The organism is Arthrobacter sp. B0316-1-20, from assembly GCF_059091865.1.
The window spans coordinates 38,159-53,534 of the sequence record NZ_JBNHHC010000001.1 but is presented as its reverse complement, the minus strand read 5'-3'; the positions used below and the strand labels follow the sequence as shown (position 1 = coordinate 53,534).

General features: G+C 69.0%; 12 protein-coding genes and 3 riboswitches. Of the genes, 5 read left to right on the top strand and 7 right to left on the bottom strand.

The genetic code is table 11. The features are described 5' to 3' along the window. Positions 1-56: 56 nt before the first annotated feature. The 4 genes from AC5RW2_RS00275 to AC5RW2_RS00260 all read right to left on the bottom strand — a co-directional run bounded on the left by AC5RW2_RS00275 (position 57) and on the right by AC5RW2_RS00260 (position 4,308). Positions 57-851 (bottom strand): NlpC/P60 family protein, encoded by a 795-nt coding sequence (locus AC5RW2_RS00275; RefSeq protein WP_494023406.1) that lies wholly within the window; start codon positions 849-851, stop codon positions 57-59. Between the two features lie 4 nt (positions 852-855). Then, positions 856-1,024, bottom strand: a riboswitch (cyclic di-AMP (ydaO/yuaA leader). Positions 1,025-1,508: 484 nt separating this feature from the next. Continuing rightward, the gene (locus AC5RW2_RS00270; RefSeq protein ID WP_494073377.1) at positions 1,509-2,231 is read right to left on the bottom strand and encodes an NlpC/P60 family protein; all 723 of its coding nucleotides are present in this window, start codon (positions 2,229-2,231) and stop codon (positions 1,509-1,511) included. A 4-nt stretch (positions 2,232-2,235) separates the two neighbouring features. After that, positions 2,236-2,408: riboswitch (cyclic di-AMP (ydaO/yuaA leader) on the bottom strand. 117 nt (positions 2,409-2,525) lie between these two features. Continuing rightward, positions 2,526-3,293 (bottom strand): M23 family metallopeptidase, encoded by a 768-nt coding sequence (locus tag AC5RW2_RS00265; protein WP_494026291.1) that lies wholly within the window; start codon positions 3,291-3,293, stop codon positions 2,526-2,528. A 6-nt stretch (positions 3,294-3,299) separates the two neighbouring features. After that, positions 3,300-3,513, bottom strand: a riboswitch (cyclic di-AMP (ydaO/yuaA leader). Positions 3,514-3,612: 99 nt separating this feature from the next. Beyond that, positions 3,613-4,308 carry an iron-dependent transcriptional repressor DtxR gene (locus tag AC5RW2_RS00260; protein ID WP_494001767.1) on the bottom strand — a complete coding sequence of 232 codons (696 nt, stop codon included), beginning with the start codon at positions 4,306-4,308 and terminating at the stop codon, positions 3,613-3,615. Positions 4,309-4,556: 248 nt separating this feature from the next. On the opposite strand from AC5RW2_RS00260, the gene serC reads away from it, so the two are divergent. Then, entirely contained in the window at positions 4,557-5,690 is a 1,134-nt protein-coding gene (gene serC / locus AC5RW2_RS00255; protein ID WP_494073376.1) for a phosphoserine transaminase, read from the top strand. A gap of 337 nt (positions 5,691-6,027) precedes the next feature. Next, positions 6,028-7,935 (top strand): HNH endonuclease signature motif containing protein, encoded by a 1,908-nt coding sequence (locus AC5RW2_RS00250; protein WP_494073375.1) that lies wholly within the window; start codon positions 6,028-6,030, stop codon positions 7,933-7,935. Between the two features lie 104 nt (positions 7,936-8,039). On the opposite strand, the gene AC5RW2_RS00245 is transcribed toward AC5RW2_RS00250, so the two are convergent. From AC5RW2_RS00245 to AC5RW2_RS00235, 3 genes are read right to left on the bottom strand one after another with little or no spacing between them, the layout of a single operon-like run. Next, entirely contained in the window at positions 8,040-9,305 is a 1,266-nt protein-coding gene (locus AC5RW2_RS00245) for an MFS transporter (protein WP_494073374.1), read from the bottom strand. Between the two features lie 48 nt (positions 9,306-9,353). Further along, positions 9,354-10,142, bottom strand: a complete 789-nt coding sequence (locus AC5RW2_RS00240) for a DUF3027 domain-containing protein (protein WP_494073373.1) — start codon at positions 10,140-10,142, stop codon at positions 9,354-9,356. A 10-nt stretch (positions 10,143-10,152) separates the two neighbouring features. Beyond that, a complete protein-coding gene (locus tag AC5RW2_RS00235; protein WP_493979440.1) occupies positions 10,153-10,536 on the bottom strand; it encodes a cold-shock protein in 384 nt (127 codons plus the stop codon). A 230-nt stretch (positions 10,537-10,766) separates the two neighbouring features. Here AC5RW2_RS00235 and AC5RW2_RS00230 point away from each other — a divergent pair, with 230 nt between their 5' ends. From AC5RW2_RS00230 to AC5RW2_RS00220, 3 genes are all read left to right on the top strand, one after another. Next, positions 10,767-11,021 carry a hypothetical protein gene (locus AC5RW2_RS00230; RefSeq protein WP_494073372.1) on the top strand — a complete coding sequence of 85 codons (255 nt, stop codon included), beginning with the start codon at positions 10,767-10,769 and terminating at the stop codon, positions 11,019-11,021. Positions 11,022-11,107: 86 nt separating this feature from the next. Further along, positions 11,108-13,711: a helicase-associated domain-containing protein gene (locus tag AC5RW2_RS00225; protein ID WP_494073371.1), complete on the top strand. Its 2,604-nt coding sequence runs from the start codon at positions 11,108-11,110 to the stop codon at positions 13,709-13,711. Continuing rightward, complete coding sequence (locus tag AC5RW2_RS00220; protein ID WP_494073370.1) at positions 13,712-15,367, top strand: DNA repair helicase XPB; 1,656 nt, start codon at positions 13,712-13,714, stop codon at positions 15,365-15,367. Positions 15,368-15,376 lie beyond the last annotated feature (9 nt).

Genomic DNA, 15,376 nt, shown 5'->3' with positions numbered 1-15,376 from the left:
CGCTGGGCGTGCACCGGGGCCGGCGGGACGGTCGCTGTGGACCGGGAAGGCTGTTGCTAGTTGACGCGGATGGCTACGTAGCCGGATCCGACGTCCGCACTGGCCAGTGCGGTGGTGTAACCGGTCCAGCCGCCGTGGATGGCCTGGCCGTTGCCCACGTAGATGGCGATGTGCGCAACGCCTGCTCCGCCGTCGGAGTAGTAGAGCAGATCGCCCGGCTGCGGGGTGGACACCTGGGTGCCGTAGCTGAAGAACTGTGCGGGTGCGAGGTCGCCCACCGAGAAACCGGCGGCGCGCAGGGCCTTCTCCACCATGGCGGTGCAGTCCTGCGAGATGCCGATCTGGCCGTACGCGGAGGACACCAGCGTGGAGGCCACGCCGCTGGCGGACGCTTCGGCCTTCGCCGGCGCTGCCTTGGCTGCGGGAGCCGCGGCGGCTGCCTTGACCTCGACCGCGGGAGCGGCGGCGTGGACGGCGCCCTGTGCGGTGTCTGCGGCCTCCTCGACGACCGGGGCCACTTCCTCGGCCACGGCTTCGACGACAGGCTCGGGCTCCGGGGCCGGAGTGGACTTGATGGCGGGACGCGAGAAGGTCAGCTCGACGGCACTCGAAGCCTGGACGGTGTCCACCTGCACGCGGCTGGGTACGGACACCGTGGATGCGGTGCGTTCGATGGAGGTTGACTGCGCGGGGACCGCGGCGGTCAGGGCCAGTCCGGACGCGGCAGCGATTACGGCTGCCGAGCGACCCATGGATCCGGCATTGGACGAGACGGCTTTGGAAATCGTCTCCAGCGGGTTGGTGCGGACGGAAACGGCGCGGTGGCGCCCCGTAGCGGTGTCATTGAACACGTTAAAGGCCTCTCCCAATGCCTGCGAGGTGAGCTGTCGGATTCGGATGGGAGTGCATCCGGCCGCAGCCCTCCCCGGCAATGCCTGAGAGTGCTGTCGACTTAACCCCAAGGGTTCCTGTACGGAACCCGAAATTGGTTCCCCCGCCTCTGCCCGCGAAGTTTTTTGCGAACGGACTCCGGACGGTGGCAGAGCTCGGCAATCCACCCGGAGGTCCCAGCCGTTTGGCAACTGGCACGCGTTAGAGCGTATACGATCAATCACGCATTGTCACATTCTGATCACGGCGTGGTGATGTTTTGATTACGACAGCCCTCGGAGTCCTGCTGCCAGACGGTTCCGGGACGGGGCTGGTACGAAGGGTGCGCCTTCCGTCTCGGGGCTGCGCGCACGTTCCAAGCGCCGTTGTCGCGCGGGTCTTCCACGCGCGGCTCCGGGGCCCGGCTTCGCGCACGGGTCTTCCGCGCGCCGACCGGCCCCCTTCTTCGCGCCACTCCTGGGCAGGTCTGCCGCGCGCTGTTTCCGCGCCCCGTTTCCGTCCAGGTCCTCCGCGCGCCGTGTCCGCGCACCGATTCCACCCAGGCCCTCCGCGCGCCTTGTTAACGCTCGCAGCGCGCCCCGAAGGACGCGCCGCGAGAGGGCCGTGACAGGAAGTGCTTAGCCTGCCGGACGGATGAAGACCGGGCCGGAGCCGATGTAGGCGCTGCCCAGAACAGTACTGTAGCCCGCCCATCCGCCGTGGACCGCCTGGCCGTTGCCGACGTAGATGGCCACGTGGGCCACGCCGGCACCGCCGTTGGCGTAGTAGATGATGTCGCCGGGCTGCGGGGTGGCCACCTGCGTTCCGTAGGCAAAGAACTGCGCCGGGGCGAGGTCGCCCACCGCGAAGCCTGCCGCGCGCAGGGCGTTCTCGACCAGGGCCGTGCAGTCCTGGGCGACGCCGATCTGTCCGTAGGCGGCCGCGACGATGGCGCCGGCGGCTCCGCTGGCGGCAGCCTCGCCGGCCTTCTTGACAGTCTTGGTTTCGTTCGACCCGGCGTCGTTGCCGGTCGTGGGGTTGATTTCGTTGGAGACGGCCTGGACAACCGGCTCCGGCGCGGGGGTGGAGGTGATCCCCGCGCGTTCGAAGGTCAGCTTCACGGCTGCGGAGGCCTGCACGGCTTCCACCTGCACGCGGGCCGGGGCCTCGACCCCTCGGTCAGCGCTGACAGCCTGGGCCGGGATGGTACCGGTCAGAACCAAGCCGGTAGCGGCGGCGATCACGGCACCCTGACGTCCCATGGTTCCCGCATTCGCGGACACAGCCTTGGAAATCGTCTCAAGCGGGCTCGTGCGGACGGGGGTCGCACGATGGCGGCCCGCAGTAATGCTCTTGGACACGGTCTGTACCTCTCCCAAATGCCTGCGAAGTGAGCTGTCGGGTTCGGATGGGAGTTCATCCGGCCGGCAGGCTGCGGGCTGGTGGCCCGGGCCTGGTCGGCTTTACCCCAAGGACACCGTGCGATGTCCGGGAAGTGGTTCCCCCGCCTCTGCCATGCGATTCGGTGCGAACGAACTTCGGGCGACGGCAGAGTTCGGCATTCCGCCCGAAGGTGCCAGCCTGTTGACGACGGGCACGGGTGAAACCTTATAACAGTTTGCGGGATGTGTCACGTTCCGATTACGGCGTGTTCATCACAGCCAGCCGGTGGGGTCCACCAGCTTGTCGTTGACCATCACTTCGAAGTGGAGGTGGCAGCCGGTTGAGGCGCCGGTGGTGCCGCTTTGGCCCACCATCTCCCCGCGTTGCACGGTGGCACCGACGGACGTGTCAATGGTGCTCAGGTGGTTGTAGGTGGTCTTCAGGCCGTTGCCGTGGTCCACCACGATCCGGTTACCTCCGCCGCCGACTTGGAAGCCCGCCTCGACGACGGTTCCGCCGGCCGCTGCGTGGACGGGGGTGCCGCAGGCTGCTCCGTAGTCCTGGCCGGTGTGCAGCTCACCGGCGTAGCCGGTGATGGGGCTGACACGGTAGCCGAACGGCGACGTCATGGTCAGCTCGTCCATCGGCTGCGAGAGGGAGCCCTCGCTGCTGACGACCTTGGCATTGCTGCCCGAGGCGACCATGACCTGCTTCAGCTTGGTGTCCGGGTCGAATTTGCTGGTCAGGCCGGCACGCTCGAACGTCAGCCGGGCTTCGGTGGCGGCGGAGATGCTGCTGGCGGCCGGGGCATCCTGCGGGGCGTCGGCGGTGGCGCCGGCCGTCGTCGGCAGCATCACGGTCAGGGCCATCCCGGAGGCGGCTGCAACGATCGCTGTCTTATGCCCGACGTCGCGCGCGGCTGCTGCTACCGGAGACGGCGCCGGCTGGGCGCGGCGTCGGCCGGGCGTTGCGGCACGAGGGCGTGAGTGTTCGGCCGGGGCGGTTGAACGGCGCCGTCCCGAGGCTTTGTGTCCTGCCAAAATTCTGTTACCTCTCCCAAAGCGCCTGCGAAGTTAGCTGTCGGATTCGAGTCAAGAGAAAACTCGGCCACACCGCACAGAGCGCCGGTGGAACGATTCACCGAGGCTTTGCCCGCTGCGGCTTCACCCCAAGGCAGCGAACATACTGCCGCTTGGTGGGTCCTCCGCCCCTGTCTCACGGATACACGCCTCCGCCGACAGGGCTCGGCTTGCGGAGGGTGTGGGAATCGATGTCTCGATGCCCGGGTCAACTATACGTAAAACTCCCCGAAAGTAATAAATCCGTTATCCGGGGTGCGTGTTTTCAAGGGTCAACGTTTCATCGCATTGATACAAAGATGTGCGCGGCAACTTCCGGAGGCAGTTCCAAGGCCCCTTCGATCCCCGGCACGCGCACGGAGATGTACTCGCCGGCGGTCTCCAGCTGAAGGCTTGCGCCCGGCTTCAAACCGCCCTCTTCCAGCTGGAGCAACAGTTCCGGTTCCACCTGGATGGGCTCCGCCAGCCTGACGATGCTCACCTCTTTGTCGGACGTGTAGCTGCCCATGGCCTGCGCCAGATTGAGCACGCCGGTGGTGAACTCTTCGGCCGGCTGGCCCCCGAGCGCTTCCAGGCCGGGGATGGGGTTGCCGTACGGCGAAACCGTCGGCCTGCCCAACAGTTCGTAGAGCCGCTGCTCCACCCGCTCGCTCATAACGTGCTCCCAGCGGCAGGCCTCGTCATGCACGTAGGCCCAGTCCAGTCCGATGACGTCGGAGAGCAGCCGCTCGGCCAGTCGGTGCTTGCGCATCACTTCGGTGGCTTTACGCCGGCCCAGCTCGGTCAGTTCCAGATGCCTGTCGCCGGTGACGACCACGAGTCCGTCCCGCTCCATCCGCCCGATCGTCTGCGACACGGTTGGGCCCGAGTGGCGCAGCCGCTCGGCGATCCGGGCGCGCAGCGCGACGATGTTCTCTTCTTCGAGCTCGAGGATAGTGCGCAGGTACATCTCGGTAGTGTCGATGAGATCAGTCAATGGCTTCTTGCTCCTCGGCGCGGTGAAAAGGCTGCTCCAGCAGCATGCATGAGGGTGTTTTCCCCTCCCCAGCCTAGCCTGTTTTCCTTGCCGGACCGGCAGCTTCGCCGCGGGCTGACGCGCCGAGCGCCCAACGCAACAATGGCCACTGCAACTAACGGCGGCCCTCGGCGTTGAGGCAGAATGAAACGGGCGTTCAACGGCGAACCGCCATCGAGATCATTGCCACCACGCCAGGAAAGGTATTCATGAGCGATACCCAGTCCATCAGCATTCCCGCCGACCTGCTGCCGAAAGACGGGCGCTTTGGCGCCGGGCCGTCCAAGGTGCGCCCGGAACAGGTCGACGCCCTGGTCGCCGCCGGCAAGAACCTCCTGGGCACGTCGCACCGCCAGGCACCGGTGAAGAATCTGGTGGGCAGCGTCCGCGAAGGGCTCAAGGAGTTCTTCAAGGCGCCGGAGGGTTACGAGGTCATCCTGGGCGTTGGCGGCTCGACGGCGTTTTGGGACGTTGCAACCTTCGGACTGGTAGAGCAGAAGGCCCAGCACCTGTCCTTCGGGGAGTTCAGCTCCAAGTTCGCCGCGGCCACCAACAAAGCTCCGTTCCTGGCCGAGTCCAGCATCATCACCTCGGAACCCGGCTCCCGGCCGGAGCCGCGGGCTGAGGCCGGCGTGGATGTCTATGCGTGGGCGCAGAACGAAACCTCCACCGGCGTGGCGGCTCCGGTGCAGCGTGTGGAGGGTGCCGACGACGGCGCCTTGGTCCTCATCGACGCCACCTCCGCCGCGGGCGGGCTCGACGTCGACGTCGCCCAGAGCGACGTCTACTACTTCGCGCCCCAGAAAAACTTCGCGTCCGACGGCGGCCTGTGGCTGGGCGTCTTCTCCCCCGCAGCGCTGGAACGGGCCGCCCGGATCGGTGCCACCGATCGCTGGATTCCGGATTTCCTGAATCTTGAAACGGCCATCGACAATTCGCTGAAGAACCAGACCTACAACACGCCCGCGCTGGCAACCTTGGTTACGCTCAACGCCCAGATCGAGTGGCTGAACGGCAACGGCGGTTTGGACTTTGCTTCCGGCCGGACCGCCGATTCGGCAGGACGGGTGTACCAGTGGGCGGAGGCTTCTGCCGTGGCGACCCCGTACGTGGCGAACCCGCAGCATCGCTCCAACGTCATTGCGACGGTGGACTTCGACGAGTCTGTTGACGCCGCAGCGGTCGCCAAGGTGCTGCGCGCCAACGGAGTGGTGGACGTGGAGCCGTACCGCAAGCTCGGCCGCAACCAGCTGCGCATCGCCACCTTTGTCGCCGTGGAGCCGGAGGACGTCAGCGCGCTGCTGGCCTGCATCGACTACGTGGTGGACCGGTTCAAGGGCTGACTCCCCCGACCTCGCGTCGTTTCGCAAGGGTCCGGCTTCCGTTCGCGGCGGCCGGACCTTTTGCATTGGCAGCGTTGCCTAGGGCGTTGCGCCACCAGTGAGCGACAGCGCGTTAGCAGTGTGCGTCAGCGGCGCGCGTCAGCGACGTGCATCATTGGCGTGCGTCAGCGGCGTGCCTCAGCAGTGGGCGTCAGCAGTGTGCCTCATTGGCGTGCGTCAGCAGCTCGCCTGTGCACGATGGTGACGGCAGGCGTTGCGTCCCACCAGCCGTCCCGCCGTCCCGCGAGCTTGAATACTCGCCCCCTAAATTGTCGGAGGCGGCCGGTAGCGTGTGGATATGGAGGGCGAGGGCGACGAGCTTCGGTTCCCGGTTCCCGGACAGGAACTGGTGATGGACCTTGGCGTGCCTTCGCGTCCGGACAGTTCCCTGCTGGAAGCGCTGCTGCAGCACGTGGTGGCAGAGGCACTGCTCCGGCGTTATGGTATCGAACCTGATCGCGCCGGCTTCTTTCCCGCGGCCGCTGAATCTGGTGCGTCTGCCGCCGCCGAGGCGGCCGACACTGCAGAGACTCCTTCGCCGACCGAAGCCAACGGCGGCGGGCAGCCAGCCATGCCCGAGGATCCCGATGCATCCCAGGGATCTGGCACCGGACAGCCGACGGCCGGGACCACCGAGGAGGGGGTAGGCCTGCCCGTGGTGCCGGATGGCGCCGATGATCAGCCTGTGATGCCCGAGGGTGGGGTGGGGGCGCCTGCCGTGCTGGCCGGTTTGTTGGCGGTGGTGGAGCCGGCGGAACTGGATGACGTGCAGACCATGGATTATCTTTTGGCTGCGGGCCGGGTGGAGGCGTGGGTGCAGTCGTGCCGGGTGAAGGCGTTGGACCGCTTCGCCCGGCTGCGTCCGGGTGTGGGCGGGGACCGGGACCCGGAAGGCTTTTCCCGCTTTGCGCACCAGGAGATCTCGGCGCATCTGTGCACCGGTGACGCGGCGGCGCGGGCCATGCTGGCCGATGCCCGGCAGATCTGCACGCACCTGCCGGGCACTCTCGAGGCGATGGGCCGCGGCGACTTGGACTTGCCGCGGGCGAAGGCGCTGGCCCGCGGCTGCGCGGACCTGCCGGCGGATTGCCTGCAGGATTTTGAGGACGCGGTGCTGCCCGGCGCCGGGGACGTCACACTGGATACGGTGCGGTCCCGGGCCCGGCGGATGCGGGACCGCCTGCACCCGGAATCCTTGGCGCAGCGGCACCGGCGGGCAAACGAGTCCCGGGACGTGCAGCTGACCGACCAGGACGACGGGATGGCCGAGTTGTGGATCCGCACCGGCGCGGACAAGGCGCATCTGGTCTTCGACCGGATCCAGGCCACAGCCCGCTCCCTCCAAGGCCCTGACGAGGCCAGGACCCTGCCCCAGCTGCGCGCCGACGTGTTCTCTGACCTCATACTGGCCGACCGCACCTGCCCGGCCGGCACCCCGAACATGGATGCAGCGGAAGACACGGTGCCGGCGGCCCCGGCCGCGGCACCGGCAACCGCCGGCGGCGGCGGTGACGGCGGCAGCGGCAACTGTGGTGGTGCGGGGCCGGGGATGTTGGTCACGGTGCCCCTGGCTACGCTGCTGGGACTGGGCGAGGAGCCCGGGGACTTGGCCGGGCACGGCCCGATTCCGGCGGACATGGGACGGGAACTGGCGCAGCTGGCCAGGTCCTGGCTGCCGGTGCTCACCGACGACCACGGCCAGGCAATCGCGGCCGCCCGGAAACTGCGGACTCCGCCCGAATGGCTCAAACGCCTGGTCCGCGTCCGGGACCGGCACTGCCGCTTCCCCGGCTGCCGCCGCGCGGCCAGATACTGCGAGATCGACCATGTCAGAGGCTGGGACGACGGCGGGCCGACCGTGCCGGACAACCTGCAGTGCCTGTGCAGCGCCCACCACGCGGCGAAGACCGGCGGGCACATCCAAGCCCAGGCCGGGCCACACGGTCAGATCACATGGACCACGCGCACCGGCCACCGCAAGACCACTAACCCGGACGAGGGCTGGGACACCCTCCTGCCCCGCACAAAGGACACGGAAACGGCAGCCAACGGCGAAAACGAAGACAACACCGACGGCGCCCCACATACCGCCGGAGGCACCGCCCGCGACACCATCGACCGCGGTGACCAACCACCAAAACGCACGCTCGGCGGCATCGAACTGCCCGAGGACAACACCGACCCCAACGCACCACCCCCATTCTGAGCTTCCCGCGGCACGAGCAGAAAATGTCGGCGGCGCCTGCGGAGAATGCTGTAACGCCAGCAGAAAATGCCGGGTGCGTGGGGCGCCTGCGGTCTCGGAATCTCTTAGCCGCGACGGTCCGGCACACCGTAGGTAATGGTTAGTTTCCGGGCCGCAGAGCGGTCGAAGCGCAGGCGCATGTGGTGGGCACGCCAGGCCCATACGATCCCGATCGCGGCGGCGGCCACGCCGGACAGCGCGGCCACCCCCAGCCCCCAGCGCGGGCCGAAGCTGTTGGCCACCAAACCGACCAGAGGCGCACCGATCGGGGTCCCGCCCATCAGGATGGCCATGTACAAAGACATGACACGCCCGCGCATCATGGGGGCAGTCGTGGTCTGGACGTACGCATTGGCGCTGGTCATGATCGTGATGGCGGCAGCGCCGACCGGCACGAGCGCCAGCCCGAAGAGCCAAACCGTGGGGGCGAGCCCTGCCACAGTGCAGGCGATGCCGAAGGCCACCGACGCGCCAAAGATATAGCGCAACCGCGGCCGGTCACGCCGTGCGCTAAGCAGCGACCCGGTGACCGAACCCGCGGCCATGACCGAGGAGAGCAAGCCGAAATCTCCGGCATGTCCGCCGAATTCGGTGCGCGCCATCGAGGCGACAAAGACGGAAAAGTTCAGGCCGAAAGTACCGATGATAAAGATGGCGGCGAGCACCACCACCAGGTCGGGCCGCTGCTTCACATACCGGAAGCCTTCGAGGATCTGCCCGCGTCCCTTGGCGGCCTTCTCCCGCAGGTGAAGCTCCTGCCGTCGGATGGCGAGCAGCGCCGCGATCATTGCCGCGAAGGTGGCGGTGTTGATCAGGAATACCGGTCCGGGACCAATGGCGACGGTGAGCACACCGGCAATGGCCGGCCCGACCATTCTGGCCAGGTTAAAGGACGTGCTGTTCAGCGCCACCGCGTTGGGCAGGTAATCATCGCGCACCACGTCCGAGACGAACGTCTGCCGTGCCGGCGCGTCCACCGCCGTCACCATGCCGAGTGCCAGGGCAAAGGCGTAGACATGCCACAACTGGGCGACGTCGGCGATCACCATCAACCCCAACGCCAATCCCAGCACGGCCATCGAAATCTGGGTGGCCATCAGCAGCTTTTGCCGGTCAAAGCGGTCGGCTACCAGCCCGGCCCAGGGAGCCATGACCAGTTGTGGTCCCATCTGCAGGGCCATCACGATGCCCATGGCAGCGGCGTCCTGCTCGGTCAGGATGTCGTAGACCAGCCAGTCCTGCGCCGTGCGCTGCATCCACGTACCGATATTGGAGACCAAGGCTCCAATGAACCAGATCCGGTAGTTGAACAACCTCAGTGAACGAAACACGCTTTACCGCCCTTTCCGGCTGCACACCTGCCTCGTCGATGGGTCGCGTCAGGACGTAGTTTCGGCGCCGTCCTCGGTCGCGGTGACGTCGGATGTCTCGGTCGCGGTGACGTCGGATGTCTCGGTGCCGTTCCCGTGGGCTGAGTCCTCCGTGGCCGGGCGCAGATCCTCGGCTGCAGCCACGCCGTCCGCGGCTACATCGGAATCGTCTGCCTCGGTGCCGTCCGCCGCCTCCACATCATCGCCAGCAGCGGCCTCGGTGCCGTCCGCTGCCTCCGCCACGCCGTCCGCGGCTGCCTCGGCCCGGTCCGTAGCCGTCGCATCATCGGCGGCAGCAGGCTCGGAGCGTTCCGCCGCCTCTGCCCCATCGTTTGCAGCAGCAGCCTCGGAGCGCTCCGCCGCCTCTGCTTCGGCCGCAGCCGCGGCTTCTTCGGGCCGAACCCGATCGGCCCACGGCACCCACTCGGGTGCCAGCAGCGACTTCTCGGAGGGAAGCAGGCCCACTTCGCAAACAGTGGCTTCCTTGCCCCGCGGCACCCGGGCCAGCGTGGCGAACCACTGCCAGCCCGCGTAGCCCGCCAGTTGGGCCTCGAACCGATGGGTGACCAGGCGGTCGCCGTCGGCAAACGTGCCTACGTGTGCACCGATCTGCTCCGACGCGGCGATCTCCAGTACCCCGTCGCGCGCACGGTCCACCGCGGCGGCCAACACAGGGTCCAATTTGGGGGCGCGTCTGGCGGGACGACGCCGGGGCGCCGCCTCGGCCTGCGGCTCGTCGGCGACGGCCTGCCCCGCGTCAACCGTTTCAGCGCCGGCGTCGGTCATGTTTTCAGTCATCGAGGCCGCTCTACGCGTCCAGGTCGTCGGCCACGCGGCGGAGCACCGCTGCAACCTTAGACGCGTGGGAGCGCTCCGGGTAGCGGCCCCTGCGCAGGCCGTTGGAGATTTCGTCCAGCAGCTTGATCAGGTCTTCGGTAATCACGGCCATGTCCTCGGCCGGCTTCCGCGTCGCCCGGACCACCGAGGGAGCGGCGTCGAGGATGCGCGCCGAGAGCGCGGAGGGGCCGCGCCGACCATCGGCTATGCCGAATTCCATTCGCGTGCCTGGCTTGACGTCTTTAACGCCGGCCGGCAGCGCCGAGGCGTGCAGAAACACTTCCTGTCCGTCCTCGCTGGCCAGGAATCCAAACCCTTTATCCGTGTCAAACCACTTGACTTTGCCGATGGGCACTTTGCTTACCTCGTTCTGCTTCATGATGCAGCGGTACCGCACGCTGCTGCGTTCTTACCATGGGCCCCGCCGGTAGCACAGCGGTCGCGCATGCGACCGCGCCGAATCGGGGAAAGTCTGTCTCTAGGTTATCGCGTTCCGCTGACCGCCGAGCCCGTTGCCCGCCGCTTTCCGCTCGTGGCGTGAGCGCCCGGAATGAGGCCCCGGAATGGCGGCTGTAATCTGGTGTCATGCCCGCAACCGTCCCCGCCCACAATGCGTCCCGCCCCGCCGAGTCCGGTGCTTTGCACCGAGTGCTGGTCCTTGCCGCCGTCGTCGCGCTGTTGACCGGTCTGGGCAGCCTGGGCGTGATTTTGGCCGGTGCCATGGCCGGAACCGAGGTGTGGGCCGGCTTTCTGGGACTGGCCTGGTTCTGCTTTCCGATCGCCTTCGTGCTGATGGTGCTGCTGGTGGCCGGCAGCGTCCGCCGCCGCCGCCGCAGCTAGCGGGCAGCCAGCGCGCAGCCGCCGCTCCCGAGACAGTCCCGCCTCGGCACCGTCGCGCCGCAGAGGCCCGGGGTAACGTTAATCCGGTGTCCTCCATCCGCGCCTTGGCCGGCCAGTTGGCCGCCCGCAGCGACACCGAGCTGCGGCAACTGTTCGGCGCCCGTCCGGATCTCTGCCTGCCGGCCGTCCCGGACTTTTCCGCGCTGGCTGCGCGCGCGTGCACGCGGATCAGCCTGCAGCGGGTGCTGGAGCAGCTGTCCCGGCCGGAGCTGGAGGTGCTCGAAGCCGTAGTGCTCAGCACCGACGTGGATGCCGGACGCGCCGCCGACGCGCGCTCCCTGCGGCCGTTGCTTGTGCCGCCGGACGGCACGGCGACGCTTCACGAACTGGACTCGTGCCTGGCGCGGCTGCACGGGCTGGCCCTGCTGCTCGCCGAACCGCCCTCCGACGACGACGACGGCGGTGCCGCCCCTCCTTCCCCGGCCTACCTGCCGGTGGCGAGCCTGGCCGAAGCACTGGGTCCGTACCCGTCCGGTCTCGGCCGCAGCTACGCAGCCCTGGCCGCCGCCAGCCCCGCCGCCGCCGACCATTTGGTCCGTACGGCGCGGCTGCTGCGGGAGGCCGGCCATGCCCTCCCCGCCGACGTTGCCGAGCCGGACCCGGACGAAAGCGCCGGCGCCCCGTCCCCCGGTGTCCGGGCAGCCGCCGCCCTCGAGAGCTGGCTCGCCGACCCGCGGACCTGGCCGGCGCTGATGGCCCAGGCGCCGGAGCATACGGAGGAGCTGCTCGGGAAATTCCACCGCTCCCCGCTCGGGGCGCTGCCTCACCCGCTCGCCGATACCGGCCCGCGCGACGCCGCCTCGCCCATCGACTGGCTGGCCGCCCACGCGCTGCTGGTGCCCATCGACGCATCGCATGTGGAACTCCCCCGGCCGGTGGGTCTGGCGGTGCGCGGCGGCGCCGTGGCTGACCCCTGGCACACGCGGCCGCCGGAGGTTGCAGCCCGGCGGGTTCGGAATTCGCTGCGCGACAACGCCGCTTTCTCCGCCGCGGCCGAGACGCTGCGGCTGGTGGCCGAACTGTTGGAACAGATACGCCGGGGCCCGGTGGCCACGCTGCGGGCCGGCGGCGTGGGGGTCCGCGAAGTCCGGCGGCTGGCCGAGGCGTTGCGGATCGAACCGGACATGGCCAGCTGGTTGCTGGAGCTGTCCGCCGCCGCCGGCCTGGTCGTCCTGGACGTAGACACCTCCCGTTGGGTGGTCCCTGCGGGCGCCACATTCGGCTCCCTGGAGCGCCGGGACCAATGGCAGCTGCTGGTCGCGTCCTGGCTCCAGCTCGACCGGGCGCCGTCGTTGGTGGGCGGGCGGACGCCGTCGGACACCGCCATTAATGCGCTGGCAGCCGAAGCGTCGCGGCCCGACGCACCGGCAGTCCGGCGCCATGTGCTCGAGGCACTGGACGAACTCTGCGGCGCGGCCGATTCCGCCACAGGTCGGGCGAGACAGGGCGCGCCGGAACAGGGTGGAGCGACCAGCGGCAGCACACCGGCGCCCTCGCCGGAAGCGGTCACCGCCTACCTGGTTTGGCGGCGGCCCCGGCAGCAGCGCCGGTACAAGCGGCTGGTCGCGGGCATCCTGACCGAGGCCGCGCGGCTGGGTCTCACAGGCTCCGGCGCGCTGACCGATCTGGGGCGGGCCACGGCGCAGGACCGGCTGGCCGAGGCCGCCGCGCTGCTGGCGGAGCAGCTGCCGGCACCGCTGGACCAATTCATGCTGCAGGCGGACCTGACGGCCGTTGCTCCCGGGTATCTGGCCCCGAACATCGCCGCCGAGCTGTCCCTGCTGTCCGATGCCGAAGGCCAGGGCCCGGCTGCCATCTACCGGTTCTCGGCCGACAGCATCCGGCGCGCCCTTGACACCGGCCGGGACGCGGCCGGAATCCTCGGCTTCCTGGCCCGGCATTCGGCCACCGGCGTGCCGCAGCCGTTGGGGTACCTGGTGGAGGACACCGCTTCCCGGCACGGTTCGCTGCGGGTGGGATCGGCCGCGAGTTTCCTGCGCAGCGACGACGAAGATGCCCTGACGGACCTGCTCGCCGACCCGCGCACCGCCCGCCTGGGCCTGCGCCGGCTGGCCCCTACGGTGCTGGTGTCGCGGGCCGGTTCCCGCGACCTGCTCGCCTCCCTGCGCCAGCTCGGTTATGCGCCGGCTCCGGAGGCCGACGACGGCGTGACCCTGGGCGCCGGGGCAGGCACCGGCGGGGCGGGCACCGGCGCCGGGGCGGGCACCGGCGGCGGCCGCACTTCCGCCGACAGCACCCCGGCCGATGGTTCCGGCGCGGCGCAGGCCGGCCGGGCGCCGTCGTCGTTCCCAGTGAGGACGAACCCCTGGGAACTCAGCGCCGAAGACACCGCTGCGCAGTTGGCGATGCTGCGGAGCAGCGGCGTTCCCGCCCGCCCGGCCGCCGAGGCCGGGCCGCTGCTGGCACTGGAAACGCTGCGCACCGCGGTCCGGTTGAAACAGAAGGTGCGGATCGGCATCGTGGACCCGGACGGCAACCACCGGCGCCAGGTGATGTTCCCGCTGTCCGTCAGCGGCGGGCGCGTGCGCGTCTTCGACCCAGACCGTGACAGCGAGCGCACCGTCTCCATCCACCGCGTGATGGACATTGAACTAGTGGAGGGCAGCTGAATGGCCAACGGACCCCTGATCGTCCAGAGCGACAAGACCATCCTGCTGGAAGTGGACCACGAACAGGCCACCGAGGCCCGGCACGCCATCGCCGCGTTCGCCGAACTGGAGCGCGCACCCGAGCACATGCATTCCTACCGGATCACTCCGCTGGGGCTGTGGAACGCGCGCGCGGCCGGGCTGGACGCCGAACAGGTGCTGGACACGCTGCTGAACTACTCCCGCTTCCCGGTGCCGCACGCGTTGCTCGTGGACATCGAGGACACCATGTCCCGCTACGGGCGGCTGCGGCTGGAGAAGGACCCGCAGCATGGCCTCGTGCTGCGCACCACCGACTACCCCGTGCTCGAAGAGGTCATGCATGCCAAGAAGATCCAGCCGCTGTTGGGTCCGCGGATCGATGCCGAGACCACCGTGGTGCACTCCTCCCAGCGCGGCCAGCTCAAGCAACTGCTGCTCAAGCTGGGCTGGCCCGCGGAGGACCTGGCCGGCTACGTCGACGGCACGCCGCATCCGATCGCGCTGGCCGAATCCGCGGAACCCGGCGGCTGGCAGCTGCGGCCGTACCAGCGCCTGGCCGTGGAGAATTTCTGGGCCGGCGGTTCCGGCGTCGTCGTCCTGCCCTGCGGAGCCGGCAAGACGCTGGTCGGCGCGGCCGCGATGGCCACCAGCTCCACCACCACCCTGGTGCTGGTGACCAACACCGTCTCCGCGCGGCAGTGGAAGGACGAACTGGTCCGCCGGACCTCCCTGACCGCGGAGGAGGTGGGCGAATACTCCGGCTCGGTCAAGGAGGTCCGGCCCGTCACCATCGCCACCTACCAGGTGCTGACCATGCGCCGCGGCGGGCTGCACCCGCACCTGGAGCTCCTGGATGCCAACGACTGGGGTCTGATCATCTACGACGAGGTGCACCTGCTCCCGGCCCCGATGTTCCGGATGACCGCTGACCTGCAGGCGCGGCGGCGGCTGGGGCTGACCGCGACGCTGGTGCGCGAGGACGGCCGCGAGGGCGAGGTGTTCTCGCTGATCGGCCCGAAGCGCTACGACGCGCCGTGGAAGGACATCGAGGCACAGGGCTACATCGCCCCCGCCGACTGCGTCGAAGTCCGGGTGGACCTGCCGCGGGACGAGCGGGTGGCCTACGCCATGGCCGACGACGGCGACAAGTACCGGCTGTGCGCAACGTCGCCGACCAAGACCCCGGTGGTCGATGCCCTGCTGCGGGCGCACCGGGGCGAGCAGCTGCTGGTGATCGGACAGTACATCGACCAACTGGATGAGATTGCCGCGCACCTGGACGCGCCCCTGATCAAGGGCGAGACGTCGGTGAAGGAACGGCAGCGCCTGTTCGACGCGTTCCGCCGCGGCGAACTGCAGACGCTGGTCGTCTCCAAGGTCGCCAACTTCTCCATCGACCTGCCCGAAGCCACCGTGGCCATCCAGGTGTCCGGTTCGTTCGGCTCGCGGCAGGAAGAAGCCCAGCGCCTGGGCCGGCTCCTGCGCCCGAAGTCGGACGGCCGGGCTGCCCGGTTCTACACGGTGGTGTCGCGGGACACGCTGGACCAGGACTTCGCGGCCAAACGCCAGCGCTTCCTGGCCGAGCAGGGCTACGCCTACACCATCAAGGATGCCAACGACGTGCTGCAGCCGTAGGCCGCTTTG